Raw genomic sequence first — 15,445 nt, 5'->3', positions numbered from 1 at the left:
AAGCCTCGTTACGCTCTAGGAGTGCGCATCTCAATATTTTCAACCACTTCACCAATGGCTTCAACGGCCTGCTCCATGCTCAAACAGAAATTTTGGGTCTGTGAGTCCCATTGGCTCATGCGGTCATTGACCTGACCAGATACGTAGTCACCGTAGTCCTTGAGCAGACGTGTAACCTGCTTGTCGAGTTCTTCGACGTGGGCTTCCATGGTTTCCTGAAGATGCCCATAGTGCTCAGCAAGTTCAGTAAATCCTTCCCGCGTATTTGTTGTCGCGTTGTCGAGTGTCTGCATTGTGTTTTCAACGCTGGTTTTGAGATCTTGGAGAGAAGCGAGCGTCTTTTCGATATTGCGGGCAACCGTGGCATTTTCGCTGAACAGACTGTTTGCGAGAGAGGTGCTTTGGGCAATGCTTTCGGAGGCGTGCTTGACCGATTGGCCGATCTCCGCGCCAAGCATCTTGAGGTTTGATGTCGCGGTAGCGAAGGCGTCGCTGGTCTTGTTCATGCGGGCGACGGTGGAGTCCATGGCCGAACGGCTTCCGTCAATATGATTCTGGAGAGCCGCTCCCTGCTCGAGCAGGCTGTTCGTGGCTTTTACGTGGTTCTCAATAGTGTTATCGACGTATTCAAGCGCAACGGACTGCTGCTCCATGATGTCGTTTATTTGCTTGGTGAGAACCTGATGCCTGCTGTCCTGTTCTTCGGTTAAGGACGTCTGTGAGCTGTTGAGAGTCTGGAGGAATGTTGTGAGCTGACCGCCCATGTCGAGCAGGGCTTCCTGCACGGTTTCGGAAGCTTCGCCAAGTGACCCCGCCTGTTTTTCCTGAGCACTTCCCATTCCTTCAAGGAAGTCATGGAGCATCTGGGCAACCTGTTGGTTTGCCTCGTTTTGCGTTTCATTTTGCTGATTGAGGAGGCTTTGAACGACAGATTCGAGCGCGCGGGTCCGTTCGTCTTGTTCTGCCATCATGGATTCCTGACGGCCCTCAAGCGCTTCGAAGAACGTACGCATTCCGTCCGACATCTCTGAAATCGCTTCGCGGACGTCACCAGACGCAGAGGAAAGCGATTCCGCCTGACGTGACTGCTCCTGTCCCATTGCTGTTGCGAATGTCTGGAGCATGTCTGCGATTTTTTGGTTGGTCTGCTCCAACGCATCGCCCTGATGGGCGACGAGGTTTTTGACGGAGTCTTCGAGAGTTTTGGATCGTTCGTCTTGCTCTTTGCTGAGGGCGGCCTGTTGCTCTTTTAATGACATGAAGAAGTCGGACATGGAGCCGGTAAGTCCGTCCATTGCGTCGCGGATTTCTTCTGCGGCTTTGTGCATGGCATTGCGCTGTCCCTCTCCTTCGCGTCCCATTTCTGTCATGAATTGTTCAAGCAAGTTTGCCATGGCTTCTTCAGACCCTTTGGCCTGTTTGTCGGCAAGTTCTTTTGACACTTGAGCCATTTCTGCAATGGAGGGCACAAGTGATTCTTCGATAGTGTCTTTGAGCGTAGTGCCAATGGCTGTAGAAATGTCGCTGGCGGCTTTGGACATATTTTCGGCAATGGAGCCAGCCATTTCTTTTGAGAAAGAGTCCATGGACTCTTGCATACGATTGCCGATTTGTTCCGCGAGGCTGCCAAGGGTTTCGCATGATTCACGACCGTTGGAGCGAATGTCCGCAAAGACGCCCATGACGGGGAAGCGGGGGAAGATGTCGTCAACACGGCTTTGAAGCGTGTTTATGTGCCTCATGATGATGCCGTGGAACCATTTTTCAAGGAAATTCAGGACAATACTGCTTCCAACGCCCCACACGGACGTTACGAATGCTACGGAAGCGCTCTGAGCGAGCAGGCGGATTTCTCCCTGAATTTTGGCAACGTCGCCGTCGAGGTTCAGGCCGGTCAAGCCAAGCTGGAGACCGAGGAATGTGCCAAGGACGCCAACACCGGTAAGGATGGCGGCTCCGGTTGGAAAGAGGCGAGAGTTGACGATACGGCGGGCGAGAGTTGTGCCGTTGAAGAAATGTTCGGCGTCAATGTTGTTATAGAGTTTGCCGTCGTACTCAATGAGGGTTTCGTCAAACTCTTTCCAAATGGACCCGGAAACAACCCGCATGCATTTTGAAGAGTTGGCGATACCTTCTTCTTCTCTGTCGATGAGGCTCTGACGTTTGTTGATGACGTTGTCCTCTGTAACGTCATCCAGTCCTGTCAGGTAGAATCTGACGCGTCGGTAGTAGCAGACACCCATCAGTACCGAAGGAATCAAAAATCCTAGAAAAACAAGGATGATGACTCCAATGAACGACGCCGTAACCCCCTCTGTCGTGCTGAAATCAAAACTGAGTACAGGACCAATCCCTGGCCAAAAGGATCCCCAATCCAAAACCTGAGAAGACATTCCTCTCTCTCCTTATTGGAAAATAATTTGCTCGAAAAAGGTATGAGTATAGGGAAGAAGGTCCTTTTTACCTAGTAGAAAAAAAAATTGCAGCCGCAGAAATTGTTTTGTTAGCGCTTTGTCGTCAGAGAGAGCTAGCTAGGGGGGCGACTCTTGTTGTCTATTGGGGGATCTTTCTGGAAACAGAGTATTATTGTTAACAGTCTGAAATATTGGGAGGATTACCTCTGGATTGCGGCTTGGCCTGCCGCCTCATATGTGTTGTTTGCATCATTTGCAATGATGAATCTTGTTTTCGCTTGACCTTCTTAGGCAATCAGATACTGTCTTCATCATGCCCAATGGAGACAAAATTATGAAGCTGTCCGATGTCGTCAGCATACTCCCCGCCCATCCCTTTCGGGGGAGCATTGAGGAAGTTGCCGATGGCACGGCCAGAGCTGTCCAGATGAAGGACATTGAGGACGACGGAGCCGTTGCATGGTATTCGCTGGTCCGGACCGAGGCCGCCGGGCGGCGTGAGCCGAACTGGCTCCAGCCGCAGGATATTCTGTTTCTGGTCCGTGGCAGCAGGAACATTGCCGTGTTTCTCGATTCCGTCCCATTTCCCGCCGTCATCTCTCCCCATTTTCTGCTTCTGAGAGTCGCGTCCGGTGCTGGCGTCCTGCCTGCGTTTGTGGCGTGGCAGATGAACCAGCTTCCCGCACAGCGCTACTTCGAAGCTTCGGCAGAAGGCTCCGTACAGCGAAGCATCCGCAAGGCTGTGTTGGCGGACCTGCCGTTTGTTGTTCCGCCCGAAAGCACACAGCAAGCTGTTGTCCGCCTTGCCGCCGCAGCGCGGCAGGAAGCCGAGACCTACAGGAAACTCATTGCCAACCGCGAGCAGGAGCTTCGCGCCGTGGCATCAACGATACTTAACCGGTAACCCCTTTAATAAGCTATTCTAAACCAATACAGGATGTTCAAAAATGGTGAGATGCAAGGCGCAAAGAAGAATCAAGGCCGACGCGTATAGGCAATACGCGAGGATTTGATTCTTTTGAAGCAACGCAGCAGATTGCCGTTTTGGGACACCCCTGTAACGAGGTAATTTAATGACCCCCCGCATAAGTCAAAAAGAAGTCAACGACGCCGTATGGAACGCCTGCGATACGTTCCGGGGCGTGGTCGATGCCAGTGCCTATAAAGATTATGTGCTGACCATGCTCTTCCTGAAATACATCAGCGACGTATGGCAGGACAATTACGACACCTACAAGGCCGAATACGGCGACGCGCCCGAACTCATCGAAGAAATGATGAAGAACGAGCGCTTTGTACTCCCGAAGGATGCCAGTTTCTATGCCCTGTATGACCGCCGCTTCGAGGCAGGCAACGGCGAGCGCATCGACAAAGCTCTGCACGCCATTGAAGAAGCCAACATGGGCAAGCTGAACGACGTCTTTCAGGACATCAGCTTCAACTCCACCAAGCTCGGCGACGACAAGCAGAAGAACGACATCCTGCGCCACATGCTGGAGGACTTCAGCAAGCCGGAATTGAACCTGCGTCCCTCGCGCATCGGCAATTTGGACATCATCGGCAACGCCTACGAATTCCTCATCAAGCACTTTGCCGCTTCTTCCGGCAAGAAAGCTGGCGAATTCTACACCCCGCCCGAGGTCTCCCAACTCATCGCGGAGCTTGTGAATCCGCAGGAAGGCGATGAAATCTGCGACCCCGCATGCGGCTCCGCATCCCTTTTGATGAAATGCGCCAAGCTCATCAAGGACCGCTTCGGCAACCGGAAATATGCCCTGTACGGACAGGAAGCCATCGGCTCCACATGGGCGCTCGCCAAAATGAACATGTTCCTGCACGACGAGGACAATCACCGCATCGAATGGGGCGACACTCTACGCAATCCGCAATTGCTGGACGGTGACGACCAGCTCAAGCACTTTGACATAGTGGTGGCCAATCCGCCCTTCTCCCTTGCCAAGTGGGGACAGGAAGCCGCTGACAGCGACCCCTTCGGGCGTTTCCGTCGCGGCATTCCGCCCAAGACCAAGGGCGACTATGCGTTCATCCTGCACATGATCGAGACCTTGAAGCCGGGAACCGGACGCATGGGCGTTGTCGTTCCGCATGGCGTTCTGTTCCGCGCATCCGCCGAGGGCAAAATCCGCAAGCAGCTCATCGAGGAAAACCTGCTCGATATGGTCATCGGCCTGCCGGAAAAGCTCTTCTACGGTACGGGCATCCCCGCCGCCATCCTCGTGTTCCGCAAGAACAAGAAGGACAACAACGTTCTCTTCATCGACGCCTCGCGCGAGTATCAGGACGGCAAGAACCAGAACTTCCTTCGTGACGAAGGCATCAAGAAGGTTCTGGATACCGCCAAGGCACGCGAAAGCGTGGACAAATACGCCTACCTCGCCACTCTTGAGGAAATCCGCGAAAACGATTTCAACCTGAACATCCCCCGCTACGTGGACACCTTCGAGGAAGAAGAGGAAATCGACCTTGAGGCCGTTTTGAAAGAGCGCAAGGAACTGAAAGCAAACCTCGCCAAGCTCGAAGTGGAGATGGAAGGCTACCTGAAGGAACTGGGCTACGAACTGCCGTAGCTAGGAAATAGAGGGCGCCAGACCGCATCGCACAACAAGGAGGAAGTGACATGACCCGCCATTACGTATCATCACAGGCAATCAACAGCATCGGCTACGATGAAGGCACGATGCAGCTTGAAATCGTCTTCACTTCTTCCCCAAGAGCGTACACCTTTTGCGGCGTTCCTCTTTCCGTTTTCCAAAGCTTCCTTAATGCTTCATCGAAGGGAAGTTTTTACAGCAACTACATCAGAAACCGTTACCACTGCTAACGTTTTATTTCCTATGAATACACGGAACGTAAACACACGCCGGAACAGAGAGGCCAGACCATGAGCAACGAGCAAAGCCTGCCGCCTTCAGTCCGGGAATCGGAATTGCTGCTCTACACCGCGCCCAGTGGCAAGGTGAAGGTGGAGTGCCTCTTTCACGGCGAGACCATCTGGCTGCCGCAAAAGAAGATCGCCGAGCTGTTCGGTGTTGGCGTTCCCGCCATCTCCAAGCACCTGAGCAACATCTTCGAAAGCGGCGAACTTGTTGAGGATTCAGTTGTTTCCATTTTGGAAATAACTGCCGCTGACGGGAAAACCTATCAGGTGAAGCACTTCAACCTCGATGCCATTATCTCCGTGGGCTATCGCGTGAACTCTTCCCGCGCCACGCAATTTCGCATCTGGGCGACGCAGCGGCTGAGAGAGTTCATCATCAAGGGCTTTGTGCTGGATGATGAACGCCTGAAAAACGGGCAGCACTTCGGTAAGGACTTCTTCCGCGAACTGCTGGAACGCGTCCGCTCCATCAGAGCCAGCGAGCGCCGCATCTATCAGCAGATTACGGACATCTTCGCGGAGTGCAGTATCGACTACGATCCGCAGTCCGGAACCACGCGCAAGTTCTACGCCCACGTGCAGGACAAGTTCCATTTTGCCATCACCGGACAAACCGCTTCGGAAATCATTCATGACCGAGCAGACGCGACCAAGCCACAGATGGGGCTGACCACCTACAAGAATGCCCCGAACGACCGCGTGCTGAAGTCCGATGTCGTGATTGGCAAGAATTACCTGAGCGAAGAGGAAATCAAACGGCTGGAGCGCACTGTCTCCGGCTTCTTCGACTATATTGAAAACATACTTGAAAACCGTACGAGCTTCACCATGGAGTCATTTGCCGACAGCGTGAACCGTTTTCTGGAATTCAACGAATACCGAGTTCTCGAAGGCTACGGCTCCATCTCGCGCAAGCAGGCCGAAGCCAAGGCGTATGCCGAATACGAAAAATTCAATCGCACGCAACACATCGAGTCGGACTTTGACCGACAGGTGAAGGCGCTGAAACGCGCCGGAAAGTAGCGAACAGGATATACAACGATGATGAAATATATTGTGATGGGGTGGGGTTATGGTGCCTGAGTCAAAACTCTCGGATCTTGAATTAATGCAAGGTCAAATCGAGTTTATTCCTAAAGGCTGGAGCGCATCACGTGTTGGAAACACATTTATAATTCGTAACAACCTTCGCAGACCCATAAGTCAGGAAGTGCGCTCTGAAGCCCATGGGCCATATCCATATTATGGCCCGACAAAAATGCTTGATTATATAGATAGTTATGAACAAGATGGCAACTATGTGCTCATAGGAGAAGATGGAGATCATTTTTTAAAATATAAAACGCAGCCTATGACACTCTTAGTGGACGGCAAATGCACAGTTAATAACCACGCACATATAATTGAAGGAAATGACCGAGCTACACGCGAGTGGTTTTATTTCTACTTCATGCACAGAGATATTTTTAGCTTTTTATCTCGGCAAGGGGCAGGTCGATTCAAACTCAACAAAGCATCTCTAGAAAAAATTCCTATCCTTATTCCCCCTCTCCCGGAACAAAAGAAAATCGCCCGCATCCTGTCCACGTGGGACAAGGCGATAGAGACCGTGGACAAGCTGATAGAAAACAGCAAGCAGCAGAAAAAGGCGCTTATGCAGCAACTGCTGTCAGGCAAAAAACGCCTGCCGGGGTTCAGTGGGGAGTGGAAAGAGGTTCGGCTGGGGGATGTCGTTTCCGAAGTAAAACGAAAAGTTGATTGGGATGATTCCGCAATTTACAAGCTTATAAGCGTGAAGCGAAGATCTGAAGGCCTCTTTTTAAGAGACGAACTCCTCGGGTACAAAATTTTAACAAAAAAAATGAATATCGCAAAAAAAGGCGACTTTCTCATTTCCAAAATGCAGGTCGTTCATGGAGCTACAGGACTGGTAACGTCTAAATTTGACGGGATGCATATATCAGACTCATACATTGCACTCAATGCAAAAAAAGGATCAACACTTGCGATTGATTTTTTAAATTGGCTTTCTAAAACAAAACATTTCTATCACCTTGCCTACCTTTCTAGTTATGGTGTGCATATAGAAAAAATGACTTTCAACTTCAAACTGTTCCTTAAAAACAAAATAAAAATACCGCCAACCATAGAGGAACAAGAGCACATCACTAATATTCTAAACAAGAAGTCACAACAGATCACCATGCTAGAAAAGTACAAAGACAGAATTGAAAAAGAAAAACAAGCACTCATGCAGCAACTGCTCACAGGAAAGACTCGAGTTCATGTTGAATAATTAGTAGCAAGGGGAATACGATGTCCGTTATGATGTTCCATGATGCAATAGCCGAAGCTCAAGCCACAATGACTGGGAAAAATCCAGCGAGAATTCATCTTTTAGTTGGCAACGGTTTCAGCATTGCGCTTCGGCCAGACATATTTTCTTACAACTCGCTTTTTTCGGAAGCGAATTTCGAGCAATGTCCTGCGGCTCAACAAGTGTTTCGCCAGCTAGGAACCATGGATTTTGAAGAAGTCGTCTGGGCTTTGGAAAAAGCGGCAACCGTGCTCCCCTGCTACAACAGCAAAGACACTCAGACTCCTCAAAAGATGACTGAGGACGCCCACCACATCAAAGAGGTACTTATTGAGACTATTGCTGGAAAACATCCGGCAAGGCCTTTTGATATAATGGATGAGCAGTATAAGCACTGCATTCTCTTTTTAAAAAACTTCATTGATGCCAAAGGAAAAATCTACACCCTTAACTATGACATTCTCCTCTACTGGGCACTAATGAAAGGAAGTAATGACGAGCTTGGTGAAGAATACAAAATAAATTTTGATGATGGTTTTCGTAGTGATCCTTACGAACCAGACACATCATACGTTATTTGGAACAACGGAGAATCACGAAATCAAAATTTATACTATCTTCACGGCGCGCTTCATCTTTTCGATGCAGGCCATGAACTCCGAAAATATACATGGAAAAGGACTGATGAAGCCCTTGTTGATCAATCTCGTAGAGCCATAAATCAAGGGCTGTTCCCTCTCTTCGTGTCAGAAGGAAGTGCCGAAAGCAAAATGAATAAAATCGAACATAGCGGTTATCTGCACAAGGCATTGCGTAGCCTAACGAATATCGGTGGAGTTCTCTTTATCCATGGTATGTCACTGTCACCCAATGATGAGCATATCCTTAGAACGATTGAACGCGGAAAACTAAAAAAGATATTCATTGGTTTATTTGGTGACCCTAATTCAGATCGCAATAAAGCAATAATTACAAGAGCCAATTTAATCGCTGAACACAACAATAATATCGAAATCCATTTTTACGACAGTGTATCCGCAGATGTCTGGGGAACAGCGTAAGGACATATCATGCACCACACCCCAGAAACCAAGGAAGAATACAGCGCCAAGATTCCGGCCTTGCAGGTTCTCATGAATCTCGGCTGGACGTATATATCGCCCTCGCAGTGCCTGACCAAACGCGGCACGAACCGTGAGGTTTTGCTGAAGGATGAACTCATCCGTTCGCTTCAGGCGCGGCGCTTTGAATGGGACGGCAAGGAGCACGCGCTTTCGCCCAATGCCATCGAGCATATTGCGCGCGAACTGTCATCGCCGGGGCTGCACGAGGGGCTACTGACCGCCAACGAGCGCATTTACGACAAGCTGACCCTCGGCATCACGGTCAAGGAATTCATCGACGGCAAGCCCGTTCTGCCGACCATCCCCATCATCGATTGGGAGCACCCCGAAAACAACCTGTTCCACGTCACCGAAGAGATGGACGTGCTGTCTTCGGCTGGTACGCATAGGCGCATCCCTGACATTGTGTGCTTCGTCAACGGCATCCCTTTTGTGGTCATTGAGGCAAAGCGGCCTGAATCCGGCAATCCGAACAAATCGATGCTGGAGGAAGGCATCAGCCAGTCCCTCCGCAATCAGAAGAACGACGAAATTCCGTACCTCTTCTGCTATGCACAACTGCTCATAGCCATTAGCAACACCGAAGGACGCTACGCGACAACCAAGACGCCCAAGAAGTTCTGGGCCACGTGGCGCGAGGAAATCTTCGACGACGCCACCTTCCACAACATCAAGAACACGCCGCTTTCAGCGGATGCCAAGGACGCGCTTTTTCAGGACCGCCCCAAGGCCATGCGGGACTACTTCGAATCGCTGTGGTCCGGCGACGCCCTGCCCACACAGCAGGACAAGCTGCTTGTCAGCCTATTGCGAAAGGACCGCCTGCTGAAGCTGGTGCAGTATTACATCCTCTTCGACAAGCGCGTCGGCAAGATTGTGGCGCGGTATCAACAGGCATTCGGCATCAGAGCCATGCTGGAGCGCGTGAAGCAGCTGGACAAGACCGGAAGCCGCGAGGGCGGCGTTATCTGGCACACCACGGGTTCCGGCAAGTCCTTCACCATGGTCTTCCTCAGCAAGGCGCTTCTGCTGGAACCGGACCTTAGGGACTGCCGTGTCATCATCGTCACGGACCGCGTTGACCTTGAAAAACAGCTCTCCAGAACGTTCCTCACGGGCGGCGCGTTCGGCTCTGCCGTTGCCACCAAGAAGGAAGGCGAACGGGCAAGAGCGGGTTCCGGGCGTGACCTCGCCCAGCGCATCGGCAAGGGCGACGACCGCATCATCTTTTCCATCATCGACAAGTTCAACACCGCGTCCAAGCTGCCGGAGTGCTACAACCCCAGCGACAAGATCATCGTGCTGGTGGACGAGGGCCACCGCAGCCACGGCGGTGAAACCCACGAGCGTATGCGCAAGGCGCTGCCGAATGCGGCGTACATCGCCTTTACCGGAACGCCGCTCCTCAAGTACGACAAGACGCAGAACAAGTTCGGCCCCATCATTCACGCCTACACCATGCAGCGCGCCGTGGAGGATAAGACAGTCACGCCACTGCTCTACGAGGAGCGCCGCCCAGAGCTGGCCGTGAACGAGGCTGCCATTGACAACTGGTTCGACAAGATAACGGCGCGGCTGACCGAAGAGCAGAAGACCGACCTCAAAAAGAAATTCGCCAACAAGGGCGCTGTGTACGGCTCCGAGAACCGCATTGAACTCATCGCGTGGGACATTGCCACCCATTTCTCGGACCACATCAAACCCCTCGGCATGGGACTCAAGGGCCAGCTCGCCGCAGATTCCAAGCTCTCCGCAGTCCGCTACAAGAAATATCTCGACGCAACGGGGCTGGTCACGAGTGCGGTGGTCATCTCGCCGCCGGATTCCCGCGAAGGCCATTCGGACGTGGACGAATCCGCGCTGCCGGAGGTGCAGCAGTGGGCCGAGAAAACCGTGGGCAAGAGCGCCAGCGCCGAACAGTACAAGCAATACGAGCAACGCGTCATCGAGGACTTTGCCACCGACGACGGCGTGGACATCCTTATCGTGGTGGACAAGCTACTGACGGGCTTTGACGAACCGAGGAACACGGTTCTGTACATCGACAAGCCGCTGAAAGAGCACAACCTGCTTCAGGCCATCGCACGCGTGAACCGCCTGCACGAGGCCAAGGAATACGGCCTGCTCATCGACTATCGCGGCATCCTCAAGGAACTGGATACGACGCTCAAGGAGTATCAGGACCTTCAGGAACGCACGCAAAGCGGCTTTGACGTGGACGACATTGAGGGGCTGTATCATCAGGTCGGCACCGAATACAAACGGCTGCCGGAGCTGCACAAACGCCTGTGGGGAATATTCAGGGATGTCAAGAACAGGCAGGACCTTGAGCAGTACAGGCAAATCCTCATGCCGCAGTACACGGAGGACGACGACGGAACCAGCATCGACCTGCGTCAAAAGGTGCGAGAGGACTTCTATCAGGCACTCACGGAGTTCGGCCTGTGCCTTAAGGTGGCGCTTTCGTCGCGCTCGTTCTTCGAGGACGGCAGTTTCAGCGAAAAGGACATCGCCAAGTACAAAAGCGATCTGCGATTCTTTACGAACCTGCGCAAGATAGCGCGTCAGGACGCACAGGAAACGGTTGACTACAGCGCCTACGAGGAGCAGATACGCCGACTCGTGGACAAGCACGTGGTCGGCGAATCCATCGAAGACCCTGAGGGCGTTGTGCTGGTAGACGAAATCGGCAAGGAAAAGCCGGAAGACTGGTCAAAGGAGAAGACGCGCAACGAGACGGACATCATCCGCACGCGCGTTCGAAAGACCATCGAGCAGGAACTCAGCGATGACCCGTATGCCCAGAAGGTTTTTTCCGAATTGCTGAAGGACGCCATTTCGCAAGCCGAGAAGATGTTCGAGCACCCCTTCAAGCAATACGCCCTTTTCAAGGAATTCGAGGACCAGCTGAACAACCGCGCCGTGTCAGGAATACCGGACGAGCTGGATGGCAGCGAGACTGCCAAGGCGTACTACGGCACATTCCGGCTGGTGCTGGGCGAAGACCACTTCAAGACCATCCCGCCGGATGAGGAAAAGAAACTCATTGAGGAAGCCAAGGCCATCGACTCCATCGTCGGCACCGCCGTCGTGGAGCACTCCTTGAGTCCGCAGGCGATGGAATCCACCATTCACAAGGGCATCCTGCCGCGTCTGTTCAAGCTCATCGGGCTTGAAAAAGCAAAGGATGTCATCGAACACGTTATTCAGATTACCAGAGTGCGTCTGGCTCATGGAAACAGATAAGACAATCATGCAAACACTCACCTATGGCGATGAACGCATTCGCTATCAAGTGTGCCACGTGCCGGGGCGGAAGGCGAAAGTCGCCATCCATGTGCATCCGGACGGTTCCGTTCAGGTCGATGCGCCGCAGGACGCCGACCTCGTGCAAATAAAAGAGGCCATGCAGAAACGCGCCAGATGGGTTCTGGACCACATGCTCCGCGCGCGGGAGCTTCGCAGGTATGTACTACCACGCGAATACGTGAGCGGCGAAAGCTACTTCTATCAAGGCCGCCGCCACCAGCTCAAAATCATCACGACACAGGGGCAAAAGGCGCAGGTACGGCTTTATCGCGGAAGGCTGGAAGTGAGCACGGAAGACAGCTCACCGAAACGCGTCAGGAGCCTCTTGAAGGACTGGTATAGGCAACGCGCTAGGGAATACTTTGCGCGGCGTCTGGAGGCCATTGTGGAGAGAACCCCGTGGCAGGAGGACGTCCCGCCGTGGCGACTGCTGACCATGAAAAAACAATGGGGAAGCTGTTCGCCAAACGGCACGCTCTCCATAAATCCGCACCTCATCAAAGCGCCGCGAGAGTGTATCGATTACGTGCTGACGCATGAGCTATGCCACCTTCAGGAGCACAACCACAGCCCCCGCTTCTACCGTCTACTGGCGGAACGGATGCCGGACTGGAAGTCCGTCAAGGCGAAGCTGGACGGTATGTCGGAACTGCTGCTGAATGAGTGAAGGGGAGTGGCTTTTGATCAAGAGCGGGCCGATATGGTCCCTTTGGGTTCTGGGCAGGTAGATGAATTGTTTTCGTAGGTCTCAAAGAGAAGGCCATCCATGCGGCTGTGGGCTGTGTGGATGGCCTTTTATAATTGGCAATGGGAGGCGAAGGGGATAATGTCAAGTTGTTGTGGTGTTTGATGTTTGAAGAGTTTTTAAGTTTTTACCAGCGCGGTTTCTCCAGCATGTTCGACCGTTAGCGCTCAGGGCTTGGATTACACCGGCTGCAGTACTCGGGGACTTGAAAAGGTAGTTCTCTGTAAACAAGTAATGGCCGTTGCTTTCGGCGAGAACTCCCTTTGCAGCCAAGTCGCGACGTAACGTAACAAGGTAGTCATCAATTGATGGAACTTCTTTGATAACGGCTTGTGAGCCTTTGAGTACAACAAAGCCCTTCGTTGTTTCATAGCCACTTGCGACAATTCCTTTGGCTTTGATGAAGAGGAGTTCGTGTTGGCTCGTGTCCTGCTGCGTAGGTTCTTCGAAGACTGAAAGGCCCACAAGAGGGAAGACCTTGAGCATATCAGCTAGGAAGCTCTCCATGTCTGCAATATCTGCTTCAGCAAGGTTGGGCTGACTTGAGTTATTGGTGTTGTCGAGGTTGCATTGCTTGGCAGCGGTGGCCAGTTCGATAAGACGACTTTCAAGATATTTCACGTGCGCTTTGTTAAGGTTCATGTCCTTGGTGACAAAGAACACTCCCCAATCCCAGAAGTCCTTTTTTGCGTTGTGGTTTTCCAAGCGAGGGCGGACCGGATCTCCTTCACCGATGTAGACGGTGGGGAGACTGCTGTCGTCCAGACTGCCGACGAGAACGTAAACACCGGTGCGTTCAAATTCGTCGCGCCGGAGAGCGGCCTTATATCCCGTACGCGTAAAAACGACGCCTATACCGGTCCAGTTTGATTTTTCAATAATGCGTAGGCCGTCGGGATCACCATCTGGCAAAAAGATGCGGATTGAAAAGGGAGGGAGTTGAGTTGATTGCATGTGGTACTCGTGTCTGATTGGTTAAATTTATGTCGATATTCGTACACGTTAGGACGCGCTTGGTCCAGAGGGCAGGGGAACGGTGAAGGGGGAGGAATGGGACTGGAAGGAGGGGGGCTAAAGTGTCCTACTAACGTTCTTCTCTGACAGATTCGAGGTGCTCGTTAATGGTTTCTATGGGACGACGTCCCATGTTCCTATACCCTTGGTGCGAGCGTTCAGTATTGTAGTAGGTCAGCCAGGTGTCCAGGTCGGCCTGGAGTGCTTCTACGGTCTCATAAAGCGTTGTTCTGAAGGCTTCTCGAAAGAACTCATCAAGCACAGTGCCATTAAACCGCTCGACAAAGCCATTTGTCCGAGGTGATCGCACCTTTGTACGGCGGTGTTCAATCTCGTTGAGGGACAGATAGAGTTCATATGGATGGGTCTCGGTTCCGCAAAATTCCCTGCCGTTGTCAGTAAGGATAGCGGAAACGGCAATTTCCTTTTCCTCGTAGAACGGCATGACGTCGTTGTGAAGGACGGAAACGGCAGCCTCTGGCCGCTTGCTGGTATGTAGAAAGCCGAAGGCATAGCTTGAGAAGGAATCGACGACGACATGCAGGTAAACTCGCCCCACTCCTTTGAGACGTCCCACGTAAAAGGTGTCTTGGCACAACAGCTCCCCAGGGCGAGAACTCTCGACGTGTCGTTCTTTAAAAACGGGATTTTGTTTTTCAATGAAAGCGACCTGTTCGCCCGATAATTCAATGGGTTCGACAGCTTGCTTCTGCTCAAGCTTAAGCCAGCGGTCGTACTTGGTGCCCATGCCATTCTTGATCAAGATGTTTTGAATGGTAGGGGAGCTCACCGGAACACCGATGAGTTTGAGCTGATTGGAAAGGCGAACGCACCCCCAAGCAGGATGAGCCAGGCTCAATTCCAAGATTTGCTCGACCACCTCCTCGGAGGTGGTGAAAGGGTGGGACTTCGGAATAGGCGGCAGGTCTTTGAGCCCTTCAAGGCCGTGAGTCTGGAAACGCCGCTTGTATTCGTAGAATTGACTACGGTGCATACCGCATCGCCGTCAGGCTTCGCTGACATTTCCCAAGCTCTCTGCAAGCTCAAGCACACTCATACGCTGGCGGGCGATTTTCTCTGCAGCTTTCATGGGGCCTCCATTGTGAAACTGTACCCCAGAATCTGTCTGAGGACTAACCTAGTTGGTCACCTTAGTGGACCACTTAAGGCGTTGGTCAGGGGATTGTCCCTGAACTGCCTGCTACGTCTGGTGTCTCCTCCGACGAGATTTCCCCGTGGTAAGACAAGTCAAGTAGTGGCGGGCGGCGCAGGGGGGCTAGCGCAAGTGCCTGAACTGGGGGCGTGCGATTGCGGCCCTGTCGGGCTGTGTACCCCCTTGTCCAATGGGGAGGGAGCGGTTGGAATTGACTTTGTGGATCGCACTGGTCAGAGCACTTAGAACATATCCCAGCGAGACTACGCTGAGTTTTTCGAAATATTTCTTTACAATTTGACAAATATTGACGATGCAATATGTGGTGTCTTGAGTCTATAAGAAGGGGCATCGCTATGCGAAAAGGATTGGAAGCGCTTCTAAGGCTAGGCAGTGGAGAGTTTGGGGTGGGGATTTATAAAGTGGATTTGCAGAAAAGAGGCTTCAATCTGGTTTGGTACTGCGATGGG

10 protein-coding genes and 1 pseudogene are annotated in these 15,445 nt (G+C 52.2%); 8 read left to right on the top strand and 3 right to left on the bottom strand.

What is annotated here, in order from left to right:
• Window positions 1–8: 8 nt before the first annotated feature.
• The gene (gene zorA / locus ACYQ2T_RS15215; protein WP_459901730.1) at window positions 9–2,393 is read right to left on the bottom strand and encodes an anti-phage ZorAB system protein ZorA; all 2,385 of its coding nucleotides are present in this window, start codon (window positions 2,391–2,393) and stop codon (window positions 9–11) included.
• Window positions 2,394–2,748: 355 nt separating this feature from the next.
• Between zorA and ACYQ2T_RS15210 the strand changes: the two genes are divergently transcribed.
• From ACYQ2T_RS15210 to ACYQ2T_RS15175, 8 genes are all read left to right on the top strand, one after another.
• Window positions 2,749–3,318, top strand: coding sequence for a restriction endonuclease subunit S domain-containing protein (locus ACYQ2T_RS15210; protein WP_459901728.1), 570 nt, complete (start codon window positions 2,749–2,751; stop codon window positions 3,316–3,318).
• A 169-nt stretch (window positions 3,319–3,487) separates the two neighbouring features.
• Entirely contained in the window at window positions 3,488–5,002 is a 1,515-nt protein-coding gene (locus tag ACYQ2T_RS15205; protein ID WP_459901726.1) for a type I restriction-modification system subunit M, read from the top strand.
• A gap of 50 nt (window positions 5,003–5,052) precedes the next feature.
• Window positions 5,053–5,256: a KTSC domain-containing protein gene (locus tag ACYQ2T_RS15200; RefSeq protein ID WP_459901724.1), complete on the top strand. Its 204-nt coding sequence runs from the start codon at window positions 5,053–5,055 to the stop codon at window positions 5,254–5,256.
• A 60-nt stretch (window positions 5,257–5,316) separates the two neighbouring features.
• Window positions 5,317–6,336 (top strand): virulence RhuM family protein, encoded by a 1,020-nt coding sequence (locus tag ACYQ2T_RS15195; protein ID WP_459901722.1) that lies wholly within the window; start codon window positions 5,317–5,319, stop codon window positions 6,334–6,336.
• 49 nt (window positions 6,337–6,385) lie between these two features.
• Window positions 6,386–7,609 carry a restriction endonuclease subunit S gene (locus tag ACYQ2T_RS15190; RefSeq protein ID WP_459901721.1) on the top strand — a complete coding sequence of 408 codons (1,224 nt, stop codon included), beginning with the start codon at window positions 6,386–6,388 and terminating at the stop codon, window positions 7,607–7,609.
• A gap of 20 nt (window positions 7,610–7,629) precedes the next feature.
• Window positions 7,630–8,691 (top strand): DUF4917 family protein, encoded by a 1,062-nt coding sequence (locus ACYQ2T_RS15185; RefSeq protein ID WP_459901719.1) that lies wholly within the window; start codon window positions 7,630–7,632, stop codon window positions 8,689–8,691.
• A 9-nt stretch (window positions 8,692–8,700) separates the two neighbouring features.
• A complete protein-coding gene (locus tag ACYQ2T_RS15180) occupies window positions 8,701–12,000 on the top strand; it encodes a type I restriction endonuclease subunit R (RefSeq protein ID WP_459901718.1) in 3,300 nt (1,099 codons plus the stop codon).
• 7 nt (window positions 12,001–12,007) lie between these two features.
• The gene (locus ACYQ2T_RS15175; protein ID WP_459901716.1) at window positions 12,008–12,730 is read left to right on the top strand and encodes a M48 family metallopeptidase; all 723 of its coding nucleotides are present in this window, start codon (window positions 12,008–12,010) and stop codon (window positions 12,728–12,730) included.
• A gap of 162 nt (window positions 12,731–12,892) precedes the next feature.
• On the opposite strand, the gene ACYQ2T_RS15170 is transcribed toward ACYQ2T_RS15175, so the two are convergent.
• Both ACYQ2T_RS15170 and ACYQ2T_RS15165 read right to left on the bottom strand, forming a co-directional pair.
• Window positions 12,893–13,762 (bottom strand): GIY-YIG nuclease family protein, encoded by an 870-nt coding sequence (locus ACYQ2T_RS15170; protein WP_459901714.1) that lies wholly within the window; start codon window positions 13,760–13,762, stop codon window positions 12,893–12,895.
• A gap of 130 nt (window positions 13,763–13,892) precedes the next feature.
• Window positions 13,893–14,912: pseudogene (locus ACYQ2T_RS15165) on the bottom strand (IS481 family transposase).
• Window positions 14,913–15,445: the final 533 nt, after the last annotated feature.

Source organism: Desulfobaculum senezii (assembly GCF_054657395.1).
Note: the sequence above shows the minus strand (reverse complement) of the source record. Positions and strands in the feature narration are given on the sequence as shown.

Coding starts and splice junctions, on each gene's coding strand:
- zorA (WP_459901730.1), bottom strand. CDS start 2,393: ATGTCTTCTCAGGTTTTGGATTGGGGATCCTTTTGGCCAGGGATTGGT.
- ACYQ2T_RS15210 (WP_459901728.1), top strand. CDS start 2,749: ATGAAGCTGTCCGATGTCGTCAGCATACTCCCCGCCCATCCCTTTCGG.
- ACYQ2T_RS15205 (WP_459901726.1), top strand. CDS start 3,488: ATGACCCCCCGCATAAGTCAAAAAGAAGTCAACGACGCCGTATGGAAC.
- ACYQ2T_RS15200 (WP_459901724.1), top strand. CDS start 5,053: ATGACCCGCCATTACGTATCATCACAGGCAATCAACAGCATCGGCTAC.
- ACYQ2T_RS15195 (WP_459901722.1), top strand. CDS start 5,317: ATGAGCAACGAGCAAAGCCTGCCGCCTTCAGTCCGGGAATCGGAATTG.
- ACYQ2T_RS15190 (WP_459901721.1), top strand. CDS start 6,386: ATGGTGCCTGAGTCAAAACTCTCGGATCTTGAATTAATGCAAGGTCAA.
- ACYQ2T_RS15185 (WP_459901719.1), top strand. CDS start 7,630: ATGTCCGTTATGATGTTCCATGATGCAATAGCCGAAGCTCAAGCCACA.
- ACYQ2T_RS15180 (WP_459901718.1), top strand. CDS start 8,701: ATGCACCACACCCCAGAAACCAAGGAAGAATACAGCGCCAAGATTCCG.
- ACYQ2T_RS15175 (WP_459901716.1), top strand. CDS start 12,008: ATGCAAACACTCACCTATGGCGATGAACGCATTCGCTATCAAGTGTGC.
- ACYQ2T_RS15170 (WP_459901714.1), bottom strand. CDS start 13,762: ATGCAATCAACTCAACTCCCTCCCTTTTCAATCCGCATCTTTTTGCCA.